At 69.1% G+C, this 25,295-nt stretch carries 24 protein-coding genes and 1 other RNA gene; 13 read left to right on the top strand and 12 right to left on the bottom strand.

What is annotated here, in order from left to right:
- Positions 1-392: 392 nt before the first annotated feature.
- Positions 393-1,439 (top strand): glutamine synthetase beta-grasp domain-containing protein, encoded by a 1,047-nt coding sequence (locus tag OVA30_RS08175; RefSeq protein ID WP_003600521.1) that lies wholly within the window; start codon positions 393-395, stop codon positions 1,437-1,439.
- A 241-nt stretch (positions 1,440-1,680) separates the two neighbouring features.
- Here OVA30_RS08175 and OVA30_RS08170 read toward each other — a convergent pair whose 3' ends face one another.
- Entirely contained in the window at positions 1,681-2,610 is a 930-nt protein-coding gene (locus OVA30_RS08170) for a glutaminase (protein WP_003600522.1), read from the bottom strand.
- Between the two features lie 86 nt (positions 2,611-2,696).
- Entirely contained in the window at positions 2,697-3,035 is a 339-nt protein-coding gene (locus OVA30_RS08165; RefSeq protein WP_003600526.1) for a P-II family nitrogen regulator, read from the bottom strand.
- Positions 3,036-3,219: 184 nt separating this feature from the next.
- On the opposite strand from OVA30_RS08165, the gene OVA30_RS08160 reads away from it, so the two are divergent.
- The gene (locus OVA30_RS08160) at positions 3,220-4,743 is read left to right on the top strand and encodes an NAD(P)H-hydrate dehydratase (protein WP_268175150.1); all 1,524 of its coding nucleotides are present in this window, start codon (positions 3,220-3,222) and stop codon (positions 4,741-4,743) included.
- Positions 4,744-4,753: 10 nt separating this feature from the next.
- Here OVA30_RS08160 and OVA30_RS08155 read toward each other — a convergent pair whose 3' ends face one another.
- The 7 genes from OVA30_RS08155 to gap all read right to left on the bottom strand — a co-directional run bounded on the left by OVA30_RS08155 (position 4,754) and on the right by gap (position 12,350).
- Positions 4,754-6,157: an amino acid permease gene (locus tag OVA30_RS08155; RefSeq protein ID WP_268175149.1), complete on the bottom strand. Its 1,404-nt coding sequence runs from the start codon at positions 6,155-6,157 to the stop codon at positions 4,754-4,756.
- 229 nt (positions 6,158-6,386) lie between these two features.
- Complete coding sequence (locus OVA30_RS08150) at positions 6,387-7,535, bottom strand: tetratricopeptide repeat protein (protein ID WP_268175148.1); 1,149 nt, start codon at positions 7,533-7,535, stop codon at positions 6,387-6,389.
- Positions 7,532-8,200, bottom strand: coding sequence for a thiamine phosphate synthase (locus OVA30_RS08145; RefSeq protein ID WP_268175147.1), 669 nt, complete (start codon positions 8,198-8,200; stop codon positions 7,532-7,534). Before OVA30_RS08145 ends, OVA30_RS08150 begins: the two co-directional genes overlap by 4 nt.
- A 6-nt stretch (positions 8,201-8,206) precedes the next feature.
- Positions 8,207-9,274 carry a class II fructose-bisphosphate aldolase gene (gene fba / locus OVA30_RS08140; protein ID WP_268175146.1) on the bottom strand — a complete coding sequence of 356 codons (1,068 nt, stop codon included), beginning with the start codon at positions 9,272-9,274 and terminating at the stop codon, positions 8,207-8,209.
- Positions 9,275-9,426: 152 nt separating this feature from the next.
- Positions 9,427-10,629, bottom strand: coding sequence for a phosphoglycerate kinase (locus OVA30_RS08135; protein WP_268175145.1), 1,203 nt, complete (start codon positions 10,627-10,629; stop codon positions 9,427-9,429).
- A gap of 15 nt (positions 10,630-10,644) precedes the next feature.
- Complete coding sequence (locus OVA30_RS08130; RefSeq protein ID WP_268175144.1) at positions 10,645-11,148, bottom strand: hypothetical protein; 504 nt, start codon at positions 11,146-11,148, stop codon at positions 10,645-10,647.
- Between the two features lie 194 nt (positions 11,149-11,342).
- On the bottom strand, positions 11,343-12,350 hold the full coding sequence (gene gap, locus OVA30_RS08125; protein ID WP_268175143.1) for a type I glyceraldehyde-3-phosphate dehydrogenase: 1,008 nt from the start codon (positions 12,348-12,350) through the stop codon (positions 11,343-11,345).
- A 462-nt stretch (positions 12,351-12,812) separates the two neighbouring features.
- Between gap and OVA30_RS08120 the strand changes: the two genes are divergently transcribed.
- The 7 genes from OVA30_RS08120 (at position 12,813) to OVA30_RS08090 (ending at position 17,424) form a co-directional block, all read left to right on the top strand.
- Complete coding sequence (locus OVA30_RS08120) at positions 12,813-13,133, top strand: DUF4164 family protein (protein ID WP_268175142.1); 321 nt, start codon at positions 12,813-12,815, stop codon at positions 13,131-13,133.
- 23 nt (positions 13,134-13,156) lie between these two features.
- A complete protein-coding gene (locus OVA30_RS08115) occupies positions 13,157-13,528 on the top strand; it encodes a cell division protein ZapA (protein ID WP_268175141.1) in 372 nt (123 codons plus the stop codon).
- 101 nt (positions 13,529-13,629) lie between these two features.
- Positions 13,630-13,786: non-coding RNA, 6S RNA (gene ssrS, locus OVA30_RS08110), on the top strand.
- Entirely contained in the window at positions 13,776-14,366 is a 591-nt protein-coding gene (locus OVA30_RS08105; protein WP_268175140.1) for a 5-formyltetrahydrofolate cyclo-ligase, read from the top strand. The genes ssrS and OVA30_RS08105 overlap by 11 nt, the downstream gene beginning before the upstream one ends.
- 65 nt (positions 14,367-14,431) lie before the next feature.
- On the top strand, positions 14,432-15,253 hold the full coding sequence (locus OVA30_RS08100; protein ID WP_268175139.1) for a TIGR00282 family metallophosphoesterase: 822 nt from the start codon (positions 14,432-14,434) through the stop codon (positions 15,251-15,253).
- Positions 15,254-15,414: 161 nt separating this feature from the next.
- The gene (locus OVA30_RS08095) at positions 15,415-16,410 is read left to right on the top strand and encodes a MotA/TolQ/ExbB proton channel family protein (protein ID WP_015950992.1); all 996 of its coding nucleotides are present in this window, start codon (positions 15,415-15,417) and stop codon (positions 16,408-16,410) included.
- Positions 16,411-17,424 (top strand): peptidoglycan -binding protein, encoded by a 1,014-nt coding sequence (locus tag OVA30_RS08090; protein ID WP_003602930.1) that lies wholly within the window; start codon positions 16,411-16,413, stop codon positions 17,422-17,424.
- 39 nt (positions 17,425-17,463) lie between these two features.
- Here the strand turns inward: OVA30_RS08090 and OVA30_RS08085 are convergent, their stop codons facing one another.
- Positions 17,464-18,471: a D-cysteine desulfhydrase family protein gene (locus OVA30_RS08085; protein ID WP_268175138.1), complete on the bottom strand. Its 1,008-nt coding sequence runs from the start codon at positions 18,469-18,471 to the stop codon at positions 17,464-17,466.
- A gap of 128 nt (positions 18,472-18,599) precedes the next feature.
- Positions 18,600-20,456: an ABC transporter transmembrane domain-containing protein gene (locus tag OVA30_RS08080; RefSeq protein WP_003602932.1), complete on the bottom strand. Its 1,857-nt coding sequence runs from the start codon at positions 20,454-20,456 to the stop codon at positions 18,600-18,602.
- A 296-nt stretch (positions 20,457-20,752) separates the two neighbouring features.
- Between OVA30_RS08080 and rpmE the strand changes: the two genes are divergently transcribed.
- Positions 20,753-21,007: a 50S ribosomal protein L31 gene (rpmE, locus tag OVA30_RS08075; RefSeq protein ID WP_003602933.1), complete on the top strand. Its 255-nt coding sequence runs from the start codon at positions 20,753-20,755 to the stop codon at positions 21,005-21,007.
- A 326-nt stretch (positions 21,008-21,333) separates the two neighbouring features.
- Here the strand turns inward: rpmE and rcdA are convergent, their stop codons facing one another.
- Complete coding sequence (rcdA, locus tag OVA30_RS08070) at positions 21,334-21,867, bottom strand: protease adaptor protein RcdA (RefSeq protein WP_253395852.1); 534 nt, start codon at positions 21,865-21,867, stop codon at positions 21,334-21,336.
- Between the two features lie 656 nt (positions 21,868-22,523).
- Between rcdA and rpmH the strand changes: the two genes are divergently transcribed.
- From rpmH to yidC, 3 genes are all read left to right on the top strand, one after another.
- A complete protein-coding gene (rpmH, locus tag OVA30_RS08065) occupies positions 22,524-22,658 on the top strand; it encodes a 50S ribosomal protein L34 (RefSeq protein WP_012253788.1) in 135 nt (44 codons plus the stop codon).
- A gap of 75 nt (positions 22,659-22,733) precedes the next feature.
- Positions 22,734-23,231, top strand: coding sequence for a ribonuclease P protein component (gene rnpA, locus OVA30_RS08060; RefSeq protein WP_268175137.1), 498 nt, complete (start codon positions 22,734-22,736; stop codon positions 23,229-23,231).
- Entirely contained in the window at positions 23,224-25,074 is a 1,851-nt protein-coding gene (gene yidC / locus OVA30_RS08055; protein ID WP_056119762.1) for a membrane protein insertase YidC, read from the top strand. The genes rnpA and yidC overlap by 8 nt, the downstream gene beginning before the upstream one ends.
- Positions 25,075-25,295: the final 221 nt, after the last annotated feature.

The raw sequence follows: 25,295 nt of genomic DNA, 5'->3' as shown, positions 1-25,295 counted from the left end.
CCGGCCGGTCTCGCCGGCCGCGCGGACGATATCGTCCGCGCTTCGCCGTTGCCACCCGTCGGCAGGCAAAAAATCCACGCAATCGCGGGACGTTCGGACTGTTTCGTCTGCAGGACCGGCCCTTGGGCGGTCATATTTGCCGCATAGGCCGCCGCCTCGCGACCAAGGCGACTGGCACGCGACATGCTTAGGCGGAAACCGGAGCGTCCACCCGCACAGTGGCCGCTCGGGGGTCGGGCTGGCGCCCTGCTCGCCGGTGGATCGGCGTCTCGGATGCGGCGGGGAAGTCACCCGCCGGACGCTGCGATCCAACGGGCGGGCAGGTTCTCAACGACGCCGGTTCCGCAAAGGTTTCGTCAGGACACGGATCCTCAAGGTACGAGAGACTGGGAATGACCAAGTTTAAGCTCGAGTACATCTGGCTCGACGGCTACACGCCCACACCGAACCTGCGCGGCAAGACGCAGATCAAAGAGTACGACAGCTTCCCGACCTTCGAGCAGCTCCCGCTCTGGGGCTTCGACGGCAGCTCGACGCAGCAGGCCGAGGGCTCCTCCTCCGACTGCGTGCTGAAGCCCGTGCGCCACTTCCCCGACCCGGCCCGCACCAACGGCGTGCTCGTGCTGTGCGAAGTGATGATGCCGGACGGCAAGACCCCGCACCCGTCGAACAAGCGCGCGACCGTGCTCGACGATGCCGGCGCGTGGTTCGGCTTCGAGCAGGAGTACTTCCTCTACAAGAACGGCCGCCCGCTCGGCTTCCCCGAGACCGGCTACCCCGCTCCGCAGGGTCCGTATTATTGCGGCGTCGGCGCCTCGAATGTCGGCCCCGTGGCCCGCAAGATCGTCGAGGAGCATCTCGACCTCTGCCTCGCCGCCGGCATCAACCACGAAGGCATCAACGCCGAAGTGGCCAAGGGCCAGTGGGAATTCCAGATCTTCGGCAAGGGCTCCAAGAAGGCCGCCGACGAGATGTGGATGGCCCGCTACCTGCTCCAGCGCCTGTGCGAGACCTACGAGATCGACATCGAGTACCATTGCAAGCCGCTCGGCGACACCGACTGGAACGGCTCGGGCATGCACTGCAACTTCTCGACGACGTTCATGCGCGAGACCGGCGGCAAGGAGTATTTCGAGGCGGTGATGGCCAGCTTCGAAAAGAACCTCGACGACCACATCGCCGTCTACGGCCCCGACAACCACATGCGCCTGACCGGCAAGCACGAGACGGCGCCGTGGAACAAGTTCTCCTACGGCGTGGCCGACCGCGGCGCCTCGGTGCGCGTGCCCCACTCCTTCGTCAACAACGGCTACAAGGGCTACCTTGAGGACCGCCGCCCGAACTCCATGGGCGACCCCTACCAGATCGCCTCGCAGGTTCTGAAGACGATCTCCGAGGTTCCGCTCCCGGGCGAAGCCGCGCAGAAGGCCGTCGCGTAAGACTTTCGAGGCCGACAATAGCGTCTGAAACAGGCCGCCTCCGTCGAAAGACGGGGGCGGTTTTTTGTTTGGCTTATCCCGGTCTCGCCCTCACCCTGAAGTGCCGCAGCGAAGCGGAGGCCTCGAAGGATCCTCCAGTAGCCGTGCGATCCCTGGAGGATCCTTCGAGGGCCGCTGACGCGGCCACCTCAGGACGAGGGGAAGGATGCGGGGATCAGTGCGCTCGGGCGGCCGGCGCGCCTCACACCCCAAAAATCGACCAGCCAGTGCGTTTCACCAGCATCTCCAAGGCGATACGCCCGAGATGGGAGTTGCCGGCCGCATCCAGCCCCGGTGACCAGACGCAGATCGAGGCCTTGCCCGGCGCAACGGCCAAAATGCCGCCGCCGACGCCGCTCTTGCCCGGCAGGCCGACGCGGTAGGCGAAATCGCCCGAGCCGTCGTAGTGGCCGCAGGTCAGCATGATCGCGTTGATGCGCCGCGCCCGCTCAGCCGAGATCACCGAATGCCCGGCCAGCGGATGATGCCCGGAATAGGCCAGGAACAGCCCGGCGGTGGCGAGCTGGCGGCAGGTCATCGCGATGGCGCAATGATGGAAGTAGACGCCGAGCGTGTAATCGACCGGATTCTCGATCACGTCGAAGGAGCGCATGTAGTTGGCGAGCGCCGCGTTGCGGAAGCCCGTGCGCTTCTCGGAGGCCGCCACGCGCTCGTCGATCGTGATGCTGTCGTCCTGTGCCACGAACTGCATGAAGCGCAGGATCTCGCCCAGCGCCTCCCGCGGCTGATGGCCCGACAGGATCAGGTCGGTGACGGCGATGGCGCCGGCATTGATGAAGGGATTGCGCGGGATGCCGTGTTCCCGCTCCAACTGCACGATGGAGTTGAACGGGCTGCCCGACGGCTCGCGGCCGACCCGGCGCCAGAGCCGGTCGCCGACCATGCCGAGGGCCAGCGTCAGGGTGAAGACCTTGGAGATGCTCTGGATCGAGAAGGGGGTGTCGGCATCCCCCCCGGCTGCGACCCGCCCGTCGCCGTCGATCACGACGAGGCCGAAGCCTTGAGCGTCGACACGGGCCAGTTCGGGGATGTAGCTCGCCACCGCGCCGCGATCGGGGCGGGCCCGCATCTCCGCGGCGATGTCTTTGACGATACTGTCGAGATCGGGCACGGCGTCGCTCGGCTACGGCGCTTCACGGCAAGCGCGGACGCGGCCGGCCCTTCACGAAGCGGGCCAGGACAGCGGGGCCGACTGGATCAGATCGCGTCGGTGCCGGTCTCGCCGGTGCGGATGCGGATGGCTTCCTCGATCGTCGAGACGAAGATCTTGCCGTCGCCGATGCGGCCGGTCTGGGCCGACTTGCGGATCGCCTCCACGGCACCCTCGACCAGGGCGTCCGAGAGTACGATCTCCAGCTTCACCTTCGGGAGGAAGTCCACGACGTATTCGGCGCCGCGGTAGAGTTCGGTATGGCCCTTCTGCCGGCCGAAGCCCTTAGCCTCGATCACGGTGATGCCCTGGAGACCGACCTCTTGGAGGGCTTCCTTCACCTCGTCGAGCTTGAACGGCTTGATGATCGCCTCGATCTTCTTCATCCGGAAAAGCCTGATCCGCCTAGTCCCTCAGTCAGCCATTTATGTACCATCGCCGCCGCGTGACCGCCACGGCGATTTGGATGACGGGACCGGGAAGTTGCGCACGGAATATGCAAACAAAGCGGAATATGTAGGCAATTCCGCCAAAAACGATGAATTTAAAGGCATAGGGTGAGCCAGTTGCATGCATGAGCCGGTGAAATCCCCCCAAGCCTCGCATCGGCTGCTCACCGTTGAGGCGATGCGCCGGGTTGATGCCGCCGCGATCGCCGGTGGTACGCCGGGCCTGACGCTGATGGAGGCGGCGGGCGCCGCCATCGCCATGCGTGCCCGCGCCATGGCACCGGAGCGTGGCCGGGTGCTCGTGCTGTGCGGCCCCGGCAACAATGGCGGCGACGGGTTCGTGGCCGCCCACCTGCTGGATGAGGCCGGCTACCACGTCGATCTGCGTCTGCTCGGCGAGCGCGCCGCGCTCATGGGCGATGCCGCCCTCGCCGCCGAGGCCTGGACCGGCCCGGTGGGTGCCGTGGAGACCGCGATTCCGGCGGCCGACCTCATCATCGATGCCGTGTTCGGCGCCGGCCTCTGCCGCGATCTGGAAGGGGCAGCCCGCGCCCTCGTGGAAGCGGTGAACCGCTCGGGCATCCCCGTGCTGGCCGTGGATGTGCCGAGCGGCATCGACGGCGACAGCGGCGCGGTGCGCGGGCTCGCGGTGGAGGCGACCGAGACGGTGACCTTCGTCGCGCCGAAGCCCGGCCACCTGCTCCAGCCCGGCCGGACCCAGTGCGGCGCGCTGCACGTCGCCGATATCGGCACGGGCGAGGCCGCTTTCGCCGCCGGGATCGCCGGGGAGACCCGCGCGCTGTATCGCAACGCGCCCGGCCTGTGGGCGCTGCCGCGGCTCACCGCCGGCAGCCACAAATACACCCGCGGCCATGCCCTGGTGTTGTCGGGCCCCGCCTATCGCACCGGTGCGGCCCGGCTCGCCGCCCGCGGCGCGCTGCGGGTCGGCGCGGGGCTCGTCACCATGGCTTCACCCGCCTCGGCACTGGCGGAGAACGCCGCCCAGCTCACCGCGATCATGCTGCGCCCTTGCGAGAATTCCGACGACCTCGACGACATGCTCGCCGACGAGCGGCTGAACGCGCTGCTGCTCGGCCCCGGCCTCGGGACCGGCCCGGCGACCTGCGACCTCGTCGCGGTGGCGGCCAATGCCGGGCGCGCCCTGGTGCTCGACGCCGACGCGCTCACGAGCTTCCGCAGCGAGGTGCGCACCCTCGCCCGCCACATCCGCGACGGCGAGGCGCGGGCCGTGCTGACGCCGCACGAGGGCGAATTTGCACGGCTGTTCTCCGGCACGGAGGCCGTGGCGGAGGGGCTGACGAAGGTCGAGCGGGCCGCGCGGGCGGCGGAGATCGCCGGGGCGGTCGTGGTGCTGAAGGGCGCCGACACGGTGATCGCTGCCCCGGATGGGCGTGCGGCGATCAACGACCACGGCACGCCGCATCTCGGCACCGCCGGCTCCGGCGACGTGCTCGGCGGCCTCGTCGCCGGGTTGCTGGCGCAGGGGCTAGACCCGTTCGAGGCCGCCTGCGCCGCCGTGTGGCTGCACGGCGATGCGGGCCTGCGCTTCGGGCCGGGGCTGATCTCCGAGGATCTGCCGGAGATGATCCCGGCGGTTCTGCGCGACCTCGCCGACCGCGCCTGACCCGCCCCCGCTATGCGGCTGCGACCGAAGCGTTCTTCCGGCCATAAAGCGCGTAGAACACCAACCCGAGGACGTTCCAGACGGCGAACCAGAGTTGGGTCTTCGCGGGCAGGCTGAAGAACAGATAGCCGCAGCCCAAAATCGTGATCGCCCCGATGAGCCACGGGGCCGGTGCTCGGAAGGTGCGGGGAGCATCCGGTGCACGGACACGCATCACCAGCATGCAGGCCGCGACCGCAATGAACGCCGCCAGCGTTCCGGCATTGGCGAGTGCAGCGAGTTCCCCGAGTGGGACGAGCCCGGCAAGCACGGTCACCACGGCCGCCGTGAAGAGGGTGATCCGAACCGGCGTTCCGGCGGAGGAGAGTTTCGCCAGGCTCTGCGGCAGCATCCCGTCGCGGGCCATGGTGAAGAAGATCCGGCTCTGGCCGTAGAAAAAGGCGAGGATGACGGTGGGCAACGCGATCACCGCCGAGGCCGCGAGATACTGCGCCACCAGCGGCCGGCCGAGTTCGCGCAGGATCAGCGCCAGCGGCTCCGGACTGTCGGCAAAGCGCGTGTAGGACACGGCCCCCACCGCGGTGACCGCGACCGCGACGTAGATCACGACGCAGGCCGCCATCGATCCGACGATGCCGATAATCAGGTCGCGCCCTGGGTTGCGCGTCTCCTCCGCCGCGGTGGCGATGGCGTCGAAGCCGTAGAAGGCGAAGAAGATGATCGCCGCCGCCGCCATGATGCCGCGCTCGACCCCGTCGGCGCCCAGGCTCTTCACGAAGCCGAACGGGTTGAACGGTTCGAGATGGGCCGCGTCGAAGGCGGGCAGCGCGAAGACCACGAAGACGATCAGCGCGGCGATCTTCACCAGCACCAGCGCGGCATTGACGGTGGCGCTCTCCCGCGTGCCGCGCAGGAGCAGCACGGCGACGACGACGATGATCGCGACCGCGGGGAGGTTGACGACCCCGCCCGCATCCGGCCCCTGCATCAGCGCCCTGGGGAACCCGAACAGGTTTTCCAGCAGCGGCGCGGCGTAGCCGGACCAGCCGACCGCCACCGCGCTGACGACGAGCGAATATTCGAGGATCAGGCTCCAGCCGATGATCCAGGCGAGGATCTCGCCGAGCACGACATAGGTGTAGGTGTAGGCGCTGCCCGAGACCGGGATCATCGTCGCCATTTCGGCATAGGCGAGCGCCGCACAGGCGCAGATCGCGCCGGCAATGGCGAAGGACAGGATCACCGCAGGCCCGGCCTTGGCTGCCCCGACGCCGATGAGCGTGAGGATGCCGGTTCCGACGATCGCGCCGACACCGAGGGCCATGAGATGCGGCCAGCCGAGCGCTCGTGCCAGCCGACGCTCTTCACCGGGCTCCAGTTGCAAGGGCTTACGGCGAAGAAGGCTGGACGTCATTCGGGCTCCTGTCACGCGGTTGTCCGAGAGCATAGGGCAGCGTGACCGTCGCACCCTCGCGCAAGCGCCGCCGGATGCGCCAGCCCTCGGCCCAGCTTCTTCGTTTCAAACGCGCCGACAGTTCTACAATTTCTGCGGGCATCGCTCCGAACGGTGTTTGCCGGCTTTCGGGCGATGCCGGCGCGACGGCTCGGAGTCTCGTTCCGGATCCGATCTCGAGGACGATGCCTTAGGGCGCGAGGCTCACCCGGTCCGCCGCCAGCGCCTCGGCGCGCTTGCGCTCGTCGGGGTTGAGGCCGGCGGTCGCTTGATCGAGGCCGGCATCGGCGCGGCCCTGCGAGGCTGCGGTGAGGTTCCAGGCCGCCGCCTCGACCAGGTTCTTGGGCACGCCGCGGCCGGCGACGTAGAGCTTGGCGATCCGGTTCTGGGCGATGGCGTTGCCGCGCTGGGCCGCGTGCAGGAAGTAGCGGGCGGCGCGGGTCTCGTCCTTGGGAACGCCGTCGCCGTTGAACAGCCGGATCGCGAACTCGACCTCGGCGCCGAGATCGCCGTTGTCGGCGGCACGGCGAAACCATTGCGCCGCCTGGGTCGTGTCCTTGGCGACGCCCTTGCCCTGGAGGTAGAGCACGCCCAGCGCATATTGCGCGGCGGGGATCTCGGCCTCGGCCGCAGCCCGGAAATTGGCCAGGGCGGCGGCCAGATCCGCGGGCTTGTCGCTCGCGAGCTGGATCAGAGCGAGATTGTAGCAGGCGCTGGGCTGTCCCTTGCGGGCCGCCTGTTCGAGCCAGGTTCGGCCGGCCTTCTCGTCCTTGGGTTGCCCGCGCCCGTCCATCGCCATCAGGCCGAGGGAGGCCATGGCGTTGGGATCGTTCTGCACCGCCGCCAGCCGGTACCATTCGTGGGCGCGTTTTGGGTCCGGCTTGACCCCGAGTCCCTGGTTGTAGAGTTCGCCGAGCAGCGTCATCGCAGCGGCGTCCTTCGGATTCGCCTCGATCCGCTTGGTCGCCTCGCGGAAGGCGGTGACGTAGCGACCGCGCTGATAGGCGCCATAAGCCGCGTCGGCATTCGGATTCGCCGTCGTGGGCTGCGCCCCCTGGACGTTGGCCGAGTAGGGCGAGGGCAGCTCACGCTTGAGGTCGAACAGGTTCGGCTTGGCCGGCGTCTGCCCGACAGGCTCCTTCGGGGCGGGCTGCTTCGGGGCCGCGTGCAGAGCGCCGATGTCCAGCGCGAGGACGGCGCAGGCGCTCAGGACCGCGAGGGACAGGGTTCCGGCTCGGCGTGCGGCCTTCCCCCTGCGCCCACGCGCCCTTCCCTCCCCCCACAGAGGGAAGAGGGCATTGAAGGTCACTGCCACGGTCCAGTCTTCAGAAGAAATCATCGTGCCCGGTCGAGCTGCGCCTGTGCGGCCCTGACCCCTTCGGGATCGTCGAGCCACAGGGCGCCTTCCAGCCCGACGAATTCGGAACCGGTCAGGACGAGCGCCGCGACATCCTCGGCGGAGGTCGCCACCGCGATGCAGGGCGTCTCGAAGATCTCGGCCCACCACGCCGCGCGCTCGCGCACCTCCTCGGCATCGGGGGCGACGCCGTCGGGGAAGAGGCCGCCGACCATCAGGTAATCGACACCGGTCTCGCCCGCGACCATCGCCGCGTTGCGCGAGCCGAGCACGCCGCCGGTCCCGAGGATGCGCCCGTCCCGTAAGCGCCCGCGAAGATCGCGCAGCGCCTCTTCGTCCGCGCGGTCGAGATGCACCCCATCGGCCCCGCCGCGGGCCGCAACGGAGACGATATCGCCGGTAAAGCCGGGCACGGAGACGAGCACCGCCGCGCCGCGCTCCTGCGCCGGGGGGGACAGCCGCTTGACGAGGGCGACGAGGCTGCGCTCGTCGGACGCCGCCAGCCGCAGGATCACCGCCGCGACATCCCCCGCAGCGCAGGCGGCGTCGAGCGCCCGCGCGGTCGCCTCGGCCTCGGACGCGCCGAGACCGTAGGGGGTGAGGAGGGCGAGGCGGGGCCGGGGCGCGGCCGACTCTGATTCAGCCATGACGGATCAGGCGTCGATCTTCGGGTCGAGCGAGCCGTTGGCGTAGCGCTTCGCCATCTCGGCCACCGAGATCGGGCGGATCTTCGAGCCCTGACCGGCGGTGTTGAACTCCTCGAAGCGCTGGCGGCACAGCTTGGTCATCGCCTCCATGGCGGGCTTCAGGTACTTGCGCGGATCGAACTCGGAGGGGTTTTCGGTCAGCACCTTACGGATCTGGCCGGTCATCGCCATGCGGTTGTCGGTGTCGATGTTGATCTTGCGCACGCCGTGCTTGATGCCGCGCTGGATCTCTTCGACCGGCACGCCCCAGGTCGGCTTCATCTCGCCGCCGTACTGGTTGATGACGTCCTGAAGATCCTGCGGCACCGAGGAGGAGCCGTGCATGACGAGGTGGGTCGTCGGCAGGCGGCGGTGGATCTCCTCGATCACGCCCATGGCGAGCACGTCGCCGTCGGGCTTGCGCGTGAATTTGTAGGCGCCGTGGCTGGTGCCCATGGCCACCGCCAGTGCATCGACCTTGGTGGCGGTCACGAACTTCACCGCCTCGTCCGGATCGGTCAGGAGCTGGTCGTGGGAGAGCACGCCTTCCGCGCCGTGGCCATCCTCGGCCTCGCCCTGGCCGCTCTCTAGCGAGCCGAGCACGCCGAGTTCGCCCTCGACCGAGACGCCGGCCCAGTGGGCCATCTTGGTGACGTTGCGGGTGATCTCGACGTTGTAATTGTAGTCCGCCGGGGTCTTGCCATCGGCCTTGAGCGAACCGTCCATCATCACCGAGGTGAAGCCGTACTGGATCGCGGTGGCGCAGGTGGCTTCGTTGTTGCCGTGGTCGAGATGCATGCAGACGGGGATGTGCGGGTAGATCTCGACGAGGCCGTCGATGAGCTTGGCCAGCACCACGTCGTTGGCATAGGCGCGGGCACCCCGGCTTGCCTGGAGGATCACCGGCGAGTCGGTGGCATCCGCCGCCGCCATGATGGCGAGCCCCTGCTCCATGTTGTTCAGGTTGAACGCGGGCACGCCGTAGCCGTACTCGGCGGCGTGATCGAGGAGCTGCCGAAGGGTGATGCGTGCCATGGTTCGATCCTCGTGCGATGCGGCCTCAGCCGGGCCTGTCCCTTGCTGCGGCCTATATAGGTGAGCCGGTGCCGCCAGCCTGCGGCCCGGCGCTGAAAAATGCGCGCGTTTGTCGCCACCGCCGCCCGCGTTGCGGTGCGGCGGATCCGGCCTCAGCCCTGCGCGCGCAGCGCCTCGACGCCGGGCAGTTCCTTGCCCTCCAGCCATTCGAGGAAGGCGCCGCCCGCGGTGGAGACGTAGGAGAAGTCCTCGCCCACGCCCGCATGGTTGAGGGCCGCCACCGTGTCGCCGCCGCCCGCCACGCTGACGAGCTGGCCCGCCTTCGTACGCCGGGCGGCATGCTGGGCGACCGCGACCGTGCCGGTGTCGAACGGCGTCAGCTCGAAGGCGCCGAGCGGGCCGTTCCAGACCAGCGTCCGGGCTTCCTCGATGGCGCCGTCGATCGTGGCGATCGAGGAGGCGCCGACATCGAGGATCATCGCGTCGGAGGGCACGGCATCGACCGGAACGGTCTCGTTCTCGGCATTGGCCTTGAACTCGCGGGCCACCAGCGCATCGACCGGCAGGATGATGGTGCAGTTCTTCTCCTTGGCCGCAGCCAGGATGCGCTTGGCGGTCTCGGCGAGATCCTTCTCGCAAAGCGACTTGCCGACATCCTTGCCCTGCGCGTGCAGGAAGGTGTTGGCCATGCCACCGCCGATCACCAGCATGTCGACCTTGGCGACGAGATTTTCGAGCAGGTCGATCTTGGTCGAGACCTTGGCGCCGCCGACGATGGCGATGACCGGGCGGGCCGGAGCCTCGAGACCCTTGGTCAGGGCATCGAGTTCGGCCTGCATCAGGCGGCCGGCATAGGCCGGCAGCAGGCGGGCGAGTGCTTCGGTCGAGGCATGCGCGCGGTGGGCGGCGGAGAACGCCTCGTTGACGTAGATGTCGCCATTGGCAGCCAGCGCCTTGGCGAAGTCGGGGTCGTTCTTCTCCTCGCCCGCGTGGTAGCGGGTGTTTTCGAGGAGGATCACGTCGCCGTCCTTGAGCGCCGCGACGGCTGAAGCAGCGGCCTCGCCGACGCAATCCTCACCGAACGCCAACGGCCGCCCGAGCTTCTCCGACAACGTCGAGAGGATGGGCTTGAGCGAGTCCTTCGGGTCCGGCTTGCCCTTGGGGCGGCCGAAATGCGCCAGCAGGATCACCCGCCCGCCCGCATCGGCGATCTCGCGGATCGTCGGCACGACGCGCTCGATCCGGGTCGCGTCGGTGACGCGTCCGCCCTCCATCGGCACGTTGAGATCGACGCGCAGCAGCACGCGCTTGCCCTGGAGCGGGCCGGCATCGTCGAGGGTGCGGAAATCCGTCATGGCGGCGTCTGATTTCTACGGGTTGGAGGCAGAAGGATTGGCGGGCGTCGTCTGGCTCTGGCCGCCGAGGCTGTGCGGCAGCATTCGATCGAGGTTCATCCGCTGCACGGCAACCATCAGCGCAACGGTGAGCACGGCGGTGATGATGGCGGTGAGAACGAGGGCGCCGGTGCCGGGGAGGCGGCTGACCCGGTCGGACAGGGTGCGGACCTCGCTGCGCAGCGACGAGAGGTCGACCTGCCGGGCGGCATCGTTCATGCGGGTCGAGGCTGACTCGACCTTCTCCTCGACGCGCGAGAGCAGCGCCTCGGAGCGGGCGTACTTGTCCTCGATGCGCGCGGTCTTGTCCTCAATGCGGGCGAGCTGGTCGGCGTGGTTGACGGCGCCGGAGGCGGGCAGCGCGGCCTTGCCGGTGCTCGCCGCCGCGACTGCGGGCGTCACGGCGGGCGGCGCGGAGGAGGAAGCGGGAGCGGGGATGAAGTCGGTCCCGGAAGGCTTGGCCGGCGAGGTCTCGGTCATCGCGTACGCACCTTGAAGCTTCGGCGAGCCGGGCTCGCCTGAGTGTCTCTCACGAAACGCCCGCTTCACCGTCACGGCAGACGAGAGGCGGTCAGTCAGCGGGAGTTACGTGAGGGACTCTATGGGAACTCGAAGACAATCGGGGGCGGCCGGCCCGAACGTCCGGCCGCCCCTCGTCAGGCGTAGCTAGCGCGTCAGATCAGCTTGGCCATGGCCACGGCGGTATCGGCCATGCGGTTCGAGAAGCCCCACTCGTTGTCGTACCAGGACAGGATGCGCACGAAGGTGCCGTCCATGACCTTGGTCTGGTCGAGGTGGAAGGTGGACGAGTGCGGATCGTGGTTGAAGTCGATCGACACGTTCGGCCGGTCGGTGACGCCGAGCACGCCCTTGAGCGGGCCGGCGGCGGCCGCCTTGATCGCGTCGTTGATTTCCTGGACCGAGGTCGCGCGCTTGGCCGTGAACACGAGATCGACCGCCGAGACGTTCGGGGTCGGCACGCGGATCGCGGTGCCGTCGAGCTTGCCCTTCAGCTCCGGCAGGACGAGGCCGACGGCCTTGGCCGCGCCGGTCGAGGTCGGGATCATCGAGAGCGCCGCGGCGCGGGCCCGATAGAGATCCTTGTGCATCTGGTCGAGCGACGGCTGGTCGTTGGTGTAGGAGTGGATCGTGGTCATGAAACCGCGCTCGATCCCCACCGTGTCGTTCAGCACCTGTGCCACCGGCGCAAGGCAGTTCGTGGTGCAGGAGGCGTTGGACACGACGAGGTGCTCGCCCGTGAGCTTGTCGTGGTTCACGCCGTACACGACCGTGAGGTCGGCGCCGTCGGCGGGCGCCGAGACGAGCACGCGCTTGGCGCCGGCGTCGAGATGGGCCTTCGCCTTGTCCTTCGAGGTGAAGATGCCGGTGCATTCCAGCGCGACGTCGACGCCGAGCTCGCGGTGCGGCAGCTCGGCCGGGTTGCGCACGGCGGTGACGCGGATGCGCTTGCCGTTGATGACGATGTCGTCACCCTCGACCGCGACCTCGGCCGGGAAGCGGCCATGCACGGAATCGTAGCGCAGCAGGTGGGCGTTGGTCTCGACCGGGCCGAGATCGTTGATCGCGACGACCTCGATATCGGTGCGGCCGGCTTCGACGATGGCGCGCAGCACGTTACGGCCGATGCGCCCGAACCCGTTGATGGCAACCTTGACGGTCACGGCGTGACTCCTTCGAAATGGGGCGCACCCGCGCGCCGATGGAACAACGGTCGGGCCAGCCGGCGGCTTTCGCGCGCGGTGCCCGATGAAGGTGAGACCGCTCCAAGCGGGGCGGGACTGAACGGGGGATGAACCGTGAGGCGGCCCGCAGACGTCCGGTCGGCGGACGGTCTGATCGGGGAGCCGGAGAAAGTCACGGTCTTGAGAATCCGTAGGGCGGCCCCGCGCCGGGGGATCGGGGCCGGGCGCCGGCTCTCTAACATGGCGCCCGAGGCTGTCAAAGATCGGGGGCAAGCCTGTGAATTGTCTGGAATTTCGAATGCGCTTGGCTGAAACCTGTCCGCAGCGAGAGTTCGGAGTACCGCGAAAGTCCTTCCGCCGCCGGCCGTTTGCGTTCTGGCCGTCGCGGCGCGGGACGCGTTTCGTGGCCGACTCCGATGGGACGGCAACCGACGGGTAGATATGGCGCGAGCGGATACGAAGGCAGCGCAGGGCAGAAGGCAGGACGGCGTCGGGCTGGAAGAGGCGCTGAACCGGCTCGACACGGCGCTGGCGCTGCTCGAGACGGCGGTGGCCCGCAAGCTCGAAGCCGAGCGCAGCCGCGGCGACCGGGAGACGGAGTTCGCCCTGCTGGAGGAGGACCGGGTGCGGCTCGCTGCCGAACTCGATGCGGCGGGCGCGCGGCTCGCCCGGATGAATTCCACCACCGGCGAGGTCAACCGCCGCCTCGATCGCGCCATCGAGACGGTGGAAGACGTGCTGTCCGGCCCGTCCGGGCGCTGAGTTCGAGTCAGGTTCAAACGCGGATGCCGCACGTCAACGTCACCATCGCGGGCAAGAGCTACCGGATGGCCTGCGGCCCCGGCGAGGAAGACCATCTCGCGGCTTTGGCCAAGAGCTTCGACGACCGTGTCACCGAGATGCGCGGCACCTTCGGCGAGATCGGCGACATGCGCCTGCACGTCATGGCCTCGCTGACCCTGGCCGACGAACTGCTCGAAGCCCGCCGCCGCATCGCCGACCTGGAGCAGCACGCGGCCCAGGGCGCGGCCGATCAGGCGCGGCTCGCGAGCGGTGTGGGCATCGCCGCCGAGCGGATCGACCGGCTGGCGCGGGCGCTGTCGGGCCAGCCGGGCGGCTCTTCGAGCGGCAAGGGCGAGGCCGAGCGCGGCGGTTGACCCGTCCAACGTCGGTCGGATCGTCGCGCTGGCTTCGAATTTCTGAGGCATGACGCGATCGCCCCCTGGCGCCGGGACGCGAGCACGTCTATCTCTGGCGGGCGGGGCTGCAGAGTTCGTCAGGAGAACTTTCCCCGGGGCCTTATCGACTCCCCAGGGAGCTGTCACTGGCCTCGTCCGTGGACTTGGCCAACACGGCGCCCACCTACACTGTAGGTTTCCCGGGATCGACACTCCAACGGCTCAAGTGGCTCCGCACTCTTCTCCCGAACGCTCCCTGAAGGCGAGCCTCCGCGCCGAGGCACTCAGCCGCCGCGACGCGCTCTCGCCCGAGGCCCGCAAGGCCGGCTCGCTGCGCGCCGCCGAGACTATCGCGTCCATTCCCGAGCTGGCCGAGGCGCCGCTGGTCGGCGCCTTCTGGCCGATCCGCTCCGAGATCGACCCGCGCCCGCTGATCGAGCGCCTGTTCGCCCGCGGCCAGCGGGTCGCGCTGCCGAAGGTCACCAAGCAAGGCCTCGTCTTCCGCGAATGGCGCGCGGGCGAGGAACTGGTGAGCGGCGGCTTCGGCCTCAGCGAGCCCCGCGACGACCTTCCCCCGCTCGACCCCACCGCCCTGATCGTGCCGCTCGCCGCCTTCGACCGCGCGGGCCAGCGCATCGGCTACGGCGCGGGCTATTACGATCAGGCGATCGAGCGGCTCTCGAAGAACGGGCCGGTGCTGACCGTCGGCATCGCCTTCTCCGTGCAGGAGATCGCGCGGGTCCCGGCCGAGCCGCATGACCGCCCGCTCGACCATCTCGTGACCGAGACCGGTCCCGTGCCGCTCCGGCAAAGCTAGACCTTTCATTTGACTCGCATCGGCTCTTTCGAGACGCCGGCGACCACCTTTCGGGCCGATGCTGCATGCGCATCCTCTTCCTCGGCGACATTGTCGGACGCCCCGGCCGCCACGCCGTCACCGAACGTCTGCCGGGCCTGCGTGAGCGCTGGCGTCTCGATTGCGTCGTCATCAACGGCGAGAACGCGGCCGGCGGTTTCGGCATCACCGAATCGATCTGCGACGAGATCCTTCAGGCCGGCGCCGACGCGGTGACCCTCGGCAACCACTCGTTCGACCAGCGCGAGGCGCTCGTCTTCATCGCTCGCCAGCCGCGTCTGATCCGCCCGGCGAACTACCCGCCCGGCACGCCGGGCCGGGGTGCCACCGTGATCGAGACGCCCCGCGGGGCGCGCGTCCTCGTCGTCAACGTGATGGGCCGGATCTACCTCGACCCGCTCGACGACCCCTTCGCCGCGGCCGACCGGGAACTCGACGCCTGCCCGCTCGGCGCGGCGGCGGATGCGGTGATCGTCGACATGCACGCCGAGGCCACGAGCGAGAAGCAGGCCATGGGGCATTTCCTCGACGGCCGCGCCACCCTTGTGGTTGGCACACACACCCATGCGCCGACCGCCGATCACCGCATCCTGCCGGGCGGCACCGCCTACCTGTCGGATGCGGGGATGTGCGGCGACTACGATTCCGTGCTCGGCATGCAGAAGGACGAGCCGGTGCGCCGCTTCCTTCAGAAGACGCCGGGCTCAAGGCTTGAGGCGGCCACCGGCGAGGGCACCTTGTGCGGCATCGCGGTCGAGACCGACGACGCGACGGGGCTGGCCCGGCGGGTCTGGGCCGTGCGCCTTGGGCCGCATCTGGAAGAGACCTGGCCGCGCGAGTGGGATTGAGGCCGCTCGCGTCGCAGCCCCGGACGGGCCACGGTCGAATGCTCGTTGAACGATACGGCACCGCGACTTGATCGCGGCAGGCCGAGCCGCCACAGTGCCGCCGGTTTCGACACAGCGGTGCCGCCGGTCCCGGCGTCAGGCCCAACACGAGTATGGACCCGATGGCGGCCCGTTCCGCGTCCCTCGACACGCCTCCCCTCGCCAAGCCCGGCATGACGCTGGTGCGGATGCTGGTGTTCCTGGCGCTCGCGGGCTTCCTCGCCTTCGTCCTCTACAAGCAGATCACCCCGGCCTTCCTCGCCAATCCAGGCCTGAACGGGCTGATCCTCGGCGTGCTGCTGATCGCGGTGCTGCTCGCCTTCGGGCAGGTGACGCGGCTGTTTCGCGAGGTACGCTACGTCAACGCGGTTGCCGCCGGGCAGAACCCGAAGGACCGGCCGGCCCTGCTCGCACCGCTGCTGCCCGCCATCGCGGCGCGGCGCGATGGGATGACGCTGTCGAGCACCCGCGCGCATCTCGACACCACCGCCGTGCGGCTCGACGAGGGCCGCGAGATCCTGCGCTACATCGCCGGCATCCTGATCCTGCTCGGCCTGCTCGGCACCTTCTGGGGCCTGATCGAGACGCTGTCGGCGGTGGGCTCGGTGATCGGCGGCATGCGCGGCGGCGGCGACGCGGCGGTGATGTTCGATGAACTCAAGAGCGGGCTCGCCGTGCCGCTCTCGGGCATCGGCCTCGCCTTCTCCGCCTCGCTGTTCGGCCTCGCCTCCTCTTTGATCGTCGGCTTCCTCGACCTTCAGACCGGCCAGGCCCATTCGCGTTTCCACAACGAGTTGGAGGATTGGCTCGTCTCCGGCGAGGAGCAGGCGGTCGCCACGACCACCGTCGCGGCACGCCCGGCACCGGAGCACGACCCCGCCATCGCCCGCGAGCTGCAGGCGGCGGTGGACCGCCTGAGCGGCGTCATCGCCGAGGGCGCCGGGGGCCGGGGCGCGACCCAGGCCATGACCAACCTCGCCGAGGGCATCCAGGGGCTCGTGCAGCACATGCGCGCCGAGCAGCAGATGATCCGTGACTGGGTCGAGGCCCAGGCGGCCCGGGAGCGGGAGCTGAAGCAGGTGCTCGAACGGCTGGCGCGCGAGAAGGTCGGCTCCTAAATGGCCTCTGCCCGTGCCCGCTCGCAGCGCAGCCTCAACGTCTGGCCGGGCTATGTCGATGCGCTGGCGACACTCCTGCTCGCCGTCGTCTTCCTGCTCACCGTCTTCGTAGTGGGGCAGTTCTTCCTCTCGCAGGAGTTGACCGGGCGCGACGCGGTCCTGACCCGCCTCAACCGGCAGATCGCCGACCTCACCGACTTGCTGGCACTGGAGCGCTCCAGCCGCCGCGCCCAGGAAGAGGCGGCCTCCGGCCTGCGCAACACCCTGACCGCCACGGAAGCCGAGCGCGACCGGCTCCGGGCGCTCACCGATGCCAGCGAGGCGGCCCAGGGCAAGAGCGCCGACGTCGATGCCCAGCTCGCGGCCGAGCGCGGCGCGACGCAGCGGGCCCAGAATCAGGTCGAGCTTCTGAACGAGCAGATCCGCGCCCTGCGCCGACAGCTCGCGGCGCTCGAAGACGCGCTGGCGGCCTCCGAATCCCGCGACCGGGAAAGCCAAGCCCGCATCGCCGAACTCGGCAGCCGCCTCAACGTGGCGCTCGCCCAGCGGGTGCAGGAACTCGCCCGCTACCGCTCCGACTTCTTTGGGCGGCTGCGTCAAGTCATCGGCAGCCGCACCGATGTCCGCATCGTCGGCGACCGCTTCGTGCTGCAATCCGAGGTTCTGTTCGCGGCCGGCTCCGCCGCGCTGAAGCCCGAGGCCGGGCCGGAACTGGACCGAATCGCCGGGGCGATCCTCGACATCGCGCGGGAGATCCCCGCCGACATCCCCTGGGTGCTGCGCGTCGACGGCCATACCGATGCGCGCCCGATCCAGTCGGCCCAATTCCCCTCGAACTGGGCGCTGTCGGCGTCGCGCGCCATCGCGGTGGTGCAGTATCTGCGGAGCAAGGGCCTCCCGCCGCAGCGCCTCCTGGCCGGCGCTTTCGGCGAGTTCCAGCCGCTCGATTCGGGGACGAGCGAGGAGGCCTATTCCCGAAATCGCCGGATCGAGATGAAGCTGACGGAGCGGTGACGGCGCTTCCTCTCCCCCTGCGGGAGAGGGGTCAGGGCGCTAAAACTCGCTCCGGTAAGCGAACAGCCCCGGCACGCCACCGGTCATCACGAACAGCACCGCCGCGCCGCGCTCGTACCGGCCGGCGCGCACGTCGTGGAGCAGCCCGGCGAACGCCTTGCCGCTGTAGACGGGGTCGAGCAGCAGTCCTTCCGTGCGAGCCATCAACCGCACCGCCTCGCGCATGCCCTCGGTCGGGATGCCGTAGCCCGGCCCGCGATGGGAGCCGTCCACGAGAATGGCGTCATCGGAGAGCGTCTGGCCGCCATCGATCAGCGCGAGGGTGTCGCGGGCCCTGGCCAGCGTTGCGGCCGTCGCCTCGGGCTCGGGGGCGAGCACTGTGTAGGATTGGGCCAGATGCGGGTCGCGGCCGGCGGCGGCGAGGCCGGCGGCGAGCCCCGCATGGGTGCCGGAGCTGCCGTTCGGCACGACGATGCGGGCGAAGGCGAGACCGAGATTGGCCGCCTGCTCCAGGATCTCGGCGGCGCAGGCCGCGTAGCCGAGACAGCCGAGCGGGCTCGACCCGCCGGAGGGGAAGACGTGGACGCGCCGCCCCTCCGCCCTCAACTCCTCCGCCCGCGCCTCGGCCTGCGCCAGCGAATCCGCCTCGCCCGGCAGCAGGTGCACGCGGGCGCCGAACAGATCCTGCAACAGCCGGTTGCCGTTGGCCGTATAGTCGGCGTCCTCCCGCGGGACGCTGCGGGTGAGGAACAGTTCGCAGGCGAGCCCCATCCGCGCGGCGGAGGCGGCGGTGAGCCGGGCGTGGTTCGATTGCAGCGCACCGACGGTGATCACCGTGTCGGCCCGCTCCGCCAGCGCCTGACCGAGCAGGAATTCGAGCTTGCGCAGCTTGTTGCCGCCCAAACCCACCGGGCCGATGTCGTCGCGCTTCACGAACAGGCGGACGCCGTTCAGCTCGGGCCCGAGATGGGTCGAGAGTCGGTCGAGGGAACGGATCGGCGTCGGCCCGTCGGTGAGCGCGACACGGGGGAAGCGGGTGAGAACCATCGATCGCCTTCGTGTGCGTCAGAGCATCGTCCCGAAAGGTGGCCGCCGGCTTTCGGGACGATGCGAAAACAAAACGCGAGAGCATCTCCTTGATCCGAAAGCCGGAAACCGCCTTTCGGGAGGATGCTCTATTCCGCGGCGTGTTTCGGGCGCGGGTCGCGCGCCCGGGCGCTGTCATCGAAGCTGTCGGCGAATTGCAGGCTCGCGAGCTGCGCGTAGAGGGCGCCGCGGGCGAGCAGGCTTTCGTGCGTGCCCTCCTCGACGATCTTGCCGCCGTCGAAGACGAGGATGCGGTCGGCCGCGCGGATGGTCGCGAGCCGGTGGGCGATTACCAGCGTGGTGCGGCCCTGCATCAGCCGGTCGAGGGCGTTCTGCACCGCGCGCTCGCTCTCGGCATCGAGCGCCGAGGTCGCCTCGTCGAGGAGAAGGACCGGCGCATCCTTCAGGATGGCGCGGGCGATGGCGATGCGCTGGCGCTGCCCGCCCGAGAGCGTGGTGCCGCGCTCACCGAGCATTGTTGCGTAGCCCTGCGGCAGGGCACGGACGAAGCCATCGGCGTTGGCGAGGCGCGCCGCCTCCTCGACCTCCGCCTCGCTCGCGCCGGGGCGCCCGTAGCGGATGTTCTCCAGAACCGTGCCGGAGAACACCACCGGGTCCTGCGGCACCAGGGAGAGGCGCGCACGCAGGGCGTCGAGATCGGCTTGCGGCAGCGGCACGCCGTCGATCGTCACGCGCCCCTCGTCGGGGTCGTAGAAGCGCAGCAGCAATTGCAGCACCGTGGTCTTGCCGGCCCCCGAGGGACCGACGAGGGCGATGCGCTCGCCGGGCGCCGCCGTGAAGGAGATGCCGTCCAGCGCCGCGTGTTCGGGCCGGGTCGGGTAGCGGAAGCGCACCGCCTCGAACGCGACCGCGCCACGGGCCGGGCTCGGCAGCGCGACCGGGTGCTCGGGGGACTTGATCGCCGGCTCGGCGGCCAGGATCTCGCCGAGTCGCTCGGCGGCGCCCGCGGCCTGGGCGAGTTCGCCGTAGACCTCGGAGAGCTGCCCGAGGGCGCTGGCGCCGAACACGGCGTAGAGCACGAATTGCGAGAGCTGGCCGGCGCTGGTGGTGCCCGCGAGCACGCCCTTGGCGCCGTACCACATCACGCCGACGACGGAGGCCGAGATCAGGAAGATCGCCACGCCGGTGAGCAGGGCGCGGGCCGTGATCGAGACGCGCGCCGCCCGGTAGGCGTTCTCGGACGCTTGCGCGAAGCGCTCGGCGGTGGCGCGGCCCATGCCGAAGGCCTGCATGGTGCGGACCGCCCCGACCGCTTCCGCGGCGTAGGCCGAGGCGTCGGCGAGCCGGTCCTGCGCCGCGCGCGAGCGCCGCCGCACGCCGCGACCCGACAGGATCAGCGGAAACACGATGAGCGGAATCGCGGCAAGCACCAGGATCGACAGGCCTGGGCTCGTCCAGACCATCATCACCACGGCGCCGACGAACAGGAACAGGTTGCGTAGCAGGATCGAGATCGAGACGCCGAACACCGCCTTGACCTGCGTAGCATCCGCCGTGAGCCGCGAGACGATCTCGCCGGATTGCGACTTGTCGAAGAAAGTCGGGTCGAGGCTTGTCAGGCGCGCGAACACGGCCGAGCGCAGATCCGCGACGACGCGCTCGCCCAGCGTCACCACCGAATAGTAGCGGCCCGCACTCGACACCGCGAGCACCGCCACCACCACTAGCAGCGCCAGGAAGTAGGAATTGATGAGGGCCTGCCCCTCCGGCGAGAAGCCGTGGTCGATCACCCGGCGAATCGCGATCGGCACGACGAGCGTCGCGCCCGACGCCGCGATCAACGAAATCAGCGCCGCGAGGATGCGGCCCCGGTAGCGGCTGGCGAAGGGAATCAGCGGCTTGAGTGCTCCGAGCGGCGCCCGCCCCCGGAGAGCCGCCTGCGGATCGTCACCTGCGCCGGACGACGCATCACGCTTGCGGGCCATCATTCCTCGACATCGTTTCGTCCCGTTCCGTGCCGTTTCTGTCGTGTCGTCTTTGCCTGGACCCATCGCATACGCAGCGACCGCCCGGATTTCCAGTTCGTGCCGGACGAGCGGGCGGATCGCGGCCGATATCCCTGTCATCGTTTTGCGGAAAACCGCCGATGCGCCCGCGCTCTCTTGTTCCTCGTCCGAGGCTGAGGTATAGGCGCGCCTTCATCGGAATGCGCGCGATGTTTTGCCCCTGGCTCCTCCCCTGAGTGGCGGGGCTGGTCGGCGTGCTACCTCAGGAATTCGTCATGGCAAAGAACGAGGCCGGCAAGGCCAAGGGGACCGAGCACCCCGACTACCACTTCATCAAGGTCGTGATGACCGATGGCTCCGACTACAAGACCCGCTCGACCTACGGCAAGGAAGGCGACGTCCTCAACCTGGACATCGACCCGTCCACGCATCCGGCCTGGACCGGCGGCGAGCAGAAGATGCTCGATCGCGGCGGGCGCGTCTCGCGCTTCAACTCGCGCTTCGGCGGCCTCGGCTTCGGCAAGAAGTGATTGTTGGATTTGGGCGCGAGCCCGAATCGACCAGACGGCGCCGCTCGCGGCGCCGTTTTCGTTTGTGCGGATGATCTAACGGCAAGGACCGCTCGGGCGGCAGGTTGAACCGCATCGGCACAATCGGGCAACGATGGGCGGCCGTCGGCCTGCGCCCCTGCGGCCAGCCGAACGGCAAAACGGTTCGGCCAAATCGATTCGGCTGAGGCAATCCGGGCCGGGGCGTCAGCCCGCGAGACCGATACGGGGCGCGCCAAGCGGGCGTGCCGCGCGCACTCCGGATCCAGCCCGGAATGCGGGCCGGATCGGGACAAGGGCAGTCGAAATCACTCTCCGCCGAACGCGGCGCGCAGACGGCCGAACTGGGCGGTCACCGGGCTTTCCCGCGGCACCGGAGCGGGGCGATCCTCGCTGATGAGCGCATCGAGGTGGAGGATGCGCGAGTGAAGCCGGCGCGAACGGCGCACGAGATCCTGAAGCCGCAGCGGCAGGGTGGTGAAGGCTTCGCCGGCCTCGGGCAGGGCGCGCTCCGGCTCGGCGAGCTTGACGCGGGTCTTCTCCTCCTGTGCCTGAACCAGCGAGATCTCACCCTCGGAGACGGCGCGCTGCACCAGCAGCCATGAGGCGATCTGCATCAGCCGGGTCGTGAGGCGCATGCTCTCGCTGGCATAGGCGAGCGTGGCATCGCGGGAGATCAGCCGCGATTCGGAGCGCCCTTCCCCATCGAGATAGGCCGCCGTCTCCTCGACCAGCAGCATGCCCTCGCGGAACAGGGTCTTGAAGCCTTCCGAGGTCACGTAGGACTGGCCGAAGCTCACCCACTCGCGATCGTCCCGGAACGTCACGTCGAACTCGGTCATCCTGCCTCCTGTACCGCCAGCGAACCATCTGCCCCGGATCGGGACGATGCCGGTGCGAATGCGGCCAGTGGGGCAAGTGTAGCGCCGAACGCGAGCCGAAAGGAGGTTCACGTCTTTTTAACGTTAACGGCGCTAGCCGGCACGAGGCCCGAAGCGCGGCACTCGGCGTGCGAAGAGAGGCAAAAAAAGAAGCCGCCCCAGGAGGAGCGGCTTTCGTGAGTCTTACAGGGAGGCATCAAGCAGACTGGAAAGAGATCCCAATCAGGATCCAGACAATCTGGATGTGCCTCTTTGTAGAACGGAAAGGTTAACGCCCCGTTAAGAGCCCGGCCGTCGCTGCGGGAATCGTCGGCACAGGCCCGTGAAGACCCAAGCCGCGACGCGCGCGATCGCAACAGAGCGGTCCGATAGCCACCGCCACCCGCCGAATCGCTCGCGGCATCGCTCGAACCGGCGCAGCGGCGGGCGGGGCCGTCATGAGTTGGGCCTCGTCATTGACTTGCAGCGCCCCCTCCGCCATAAGCCGCGCCATTGCGAAGCGGCGCCCCGTTCCGGGCGCCCTTCGCGTTTGCAGATCCCATTTCGAGGCTTACGCACGGTCCGCGCGCTCATCGGCAGCGCCGCCGGGCCGATACCTCGGCCGCCGGAGACCGACCATGAAGAGAACCTATCAGCCCAGCAAGCTCGTTCGGAAGCGCCGCCACGGCTTCCGCGCCCGCATGGCCACCGCCGGCGGCCGCAAGGTCATCGCGGCCCGCCGCGCGCACGGCCGCAAGCGCCTCTCGGCCTGATACGTCCCGCGGCGCCGCCCTTCGCGCGACGCCGCCTTTTGCAACACGAGCCCGCGAATCGGGATCGGAGCGCCCGTGCCGACGATCGGACGTCTCCGGCGGCGCCCGGACTTCCTGGCAGCCGCCCAGGGCCGGCGTTTTCATACGGAACGCATGAGCGCCCAAGGGCGCATGCGCGATCCGGGCGAGACGCGCGACGGCGCGACCGCCGAGGGCCTCTTCCTCGGCTTCACCATCACCAAGCGCGTAGGGCATGCGACCGAACGCAACCGGATACGGCGACGCCTGCGCAGCGCCGTCGCCGCCGTGGCGGCGGATGCGCCTGCGATCGGAGCGGATGTCGTGGTGATCGCCCGGCGCCCTGCCCTCGACGCCCCGTTCGACAGCCTCGTCGCGGATCTGCGCCGCGCGCTCCAATCGGTGACGCGCCCGGCCACGCCGCGCTCCAGCGACTCCGCCCGGCCGACCCCACCGCGACGCGGCGGGTCCCGCTCCGGGCGCGGTGCGTCGGCTGGCGGCACTCCGCCCTTCCCCCCCACATCGAAAGCGCCTGACGGATCGACCGATGGGTAACGACAAGACGAACATGTTCGTCGCCATCGCCTTGTCGCTGGTGGTCCTGCTTGGCTGGCATTACTTCGTCACCGGGCCGGCCAGCGAGCGGCAGCGACAGGCGGCGCAGAGCCAGACCGCACAGACGGGTGCGCCGCAGACGGCCGACGGCATCCCGTCGCCGAGCCCGCGTGAGGGCAGCCCCAACGCGCCCGCTCCCGGCACCCTGCCGGGCGCCGCGGCGCAGGGGCCCGTCTCCCGCGAGGACGCGCTGGCCCGTTCCGCGCGCGTCCGCATCGACACGCCGGCCCTCTACGGCTCGATCGGCCTCAAGGGCGCCCGCATCGACGATGTGAGCCTGAAGAACTACCACGAGACCGTCAGCGACGAGAGCCCGCGCATCGTGCTGCTCTCGCCCACGGGCACCGCCAACCCGTATTACGCCGAGTTCGGCTGGGTCGGCGCCAATGCGGGTCCGCTGCCCAATGCCGACACCCTCTGGAAGGCGGACGGCGATCTGCTGGCGCCCGGCCGGCCGCTGACGCTGACCTGGGACAACGGCCAGGGCCTCGTCTTCAAGCGCATCGTCGCCGTGGACGACAAGTTCATGTTCACCGTGCGCGACGAGGTGGAGAACACCTCGGCCAACCCGGTGACGCTCTATCCCTACAGCCTCGTCTCGCGCTGGGGTAAGCCGCAGACCCAGGGCTATTACGTCCTGCACGAAGGCCTGATCGGCGTGCTCGGCGGCGACGGCCTGCAGGAATACACTTACGACAAGGTCGGCAAGGAGCCGGCCTATGGCGGAGCCGCCACGCAGGGCAAGGCCTGGACGAACGTGACCGGCGGCTGGGTCGGCATCACCGACAAGTACTGGGCCGCCGCCGCGATCCCGGAGCAGGACAAGCCCTTCACCGGCGCCTTCACCGAGCGCACCGACGGCGCGACCAAGATCTACCAGACCTCCGTGCGCGGCGACGCTGTCACCCTGGCGCCGAACGCGTCGTCCGTGACGACGCAGCGCTTGTTCGCGGGCGCCAAGGAGGTCAACCAGATCAACGCCTACGAGCGCGAGTTCGGCATCAAGCAATTCGATCTGATGATCGACTGGGGCTGGTTCTGGTTCCTGACCAAGCCGATGTTCCGGGCGCTCGACTTCTTCTTCCACCTGCTGGGCAATTTCGGTGTCTCGATCCTGCTCGTGACGCTGATCCTGAAGCTGTTCTTCCTGCCGATCGCCAACCGCTCCTACGTCTCCATGGCCAAGATGAAGGCCGTGCAGCCGGAGATGACCTCCATCCGGGAGCGCTACAAGGACGACCGGGTGAAGCAGCAGCAGGCGATGATGGAGCTGTACAAGAAGGAGAAGATCAATCCGGTTGCCGGCTGCTGGCCGGTGCTGATCCAGATCCCGGTCTTCTTCGCGCTCTACAAGGTGTTGTTCATCACCATCGAGATGCGGCACGCGCCGTTCTTCGGTTGGATTCAGGACCTCGCCGCGCCCGATCCGACGAGCATCGTCAACCTGTTCGGCCTGCTTCCGTTCACGCCGCCCGAGTACATCCCGATCCATCTGGGCGTGTGGCCGATCATCATGGGCATCACGATGTTCATCCAGATGAAGATGAACCCCGCGCCGCCGGACCCGGTCCAGGCGCAGGTCTTCGCCTTCATGCCGATCGTGTTCACCTTCATGCTCGGCTCGTTCCCCGCCGGCCTCGTGATCTACTGGGCCTGGAACAACACCCTCTCGGTCATCCAGCAATACGTCATCATGCGCCGCAACGGCGTGAAGGTGGAGTTGTGGGACAACCTCAGGGGCATGTTCAAACGCGGCAACAAGAGCGCCGCGGCCAAGGGCTGATACCGGGGGCTGACGCTCGACCGTCGAGCGCCGACCTCCCACGAGGGCATCGTCCTGGACGCCTGATCCAGGACGATGCCCTCATCTATTGTTTTGCAGCATCTCCTTCCGAAAGCCGGCCACCACCTTTCGGGACGATGCTCGAGCGGGGAAGAAGCCGGCAGCCGAGCGGAATGCGCCGCCGCGCATCGGCCGGCATCCCCCCATCCCTCCCCTTGCCC

This window comes from Methylorubrum sp. SL192 (genome assembly GCF_026672325.1).
In the GTDB taxonomy this organism is placed as follows: Bacteria; Pseudomonadota; Alphaproteobacteria; order Rhizobiales; family Beijerinckiaceae; genus Methylobacterium; species Methylobacterium extorquens.
Note: the sequence above shows the minus strand (reverse complement) of the source record. Positions and strands in the feature narration are given on the sequence as shown.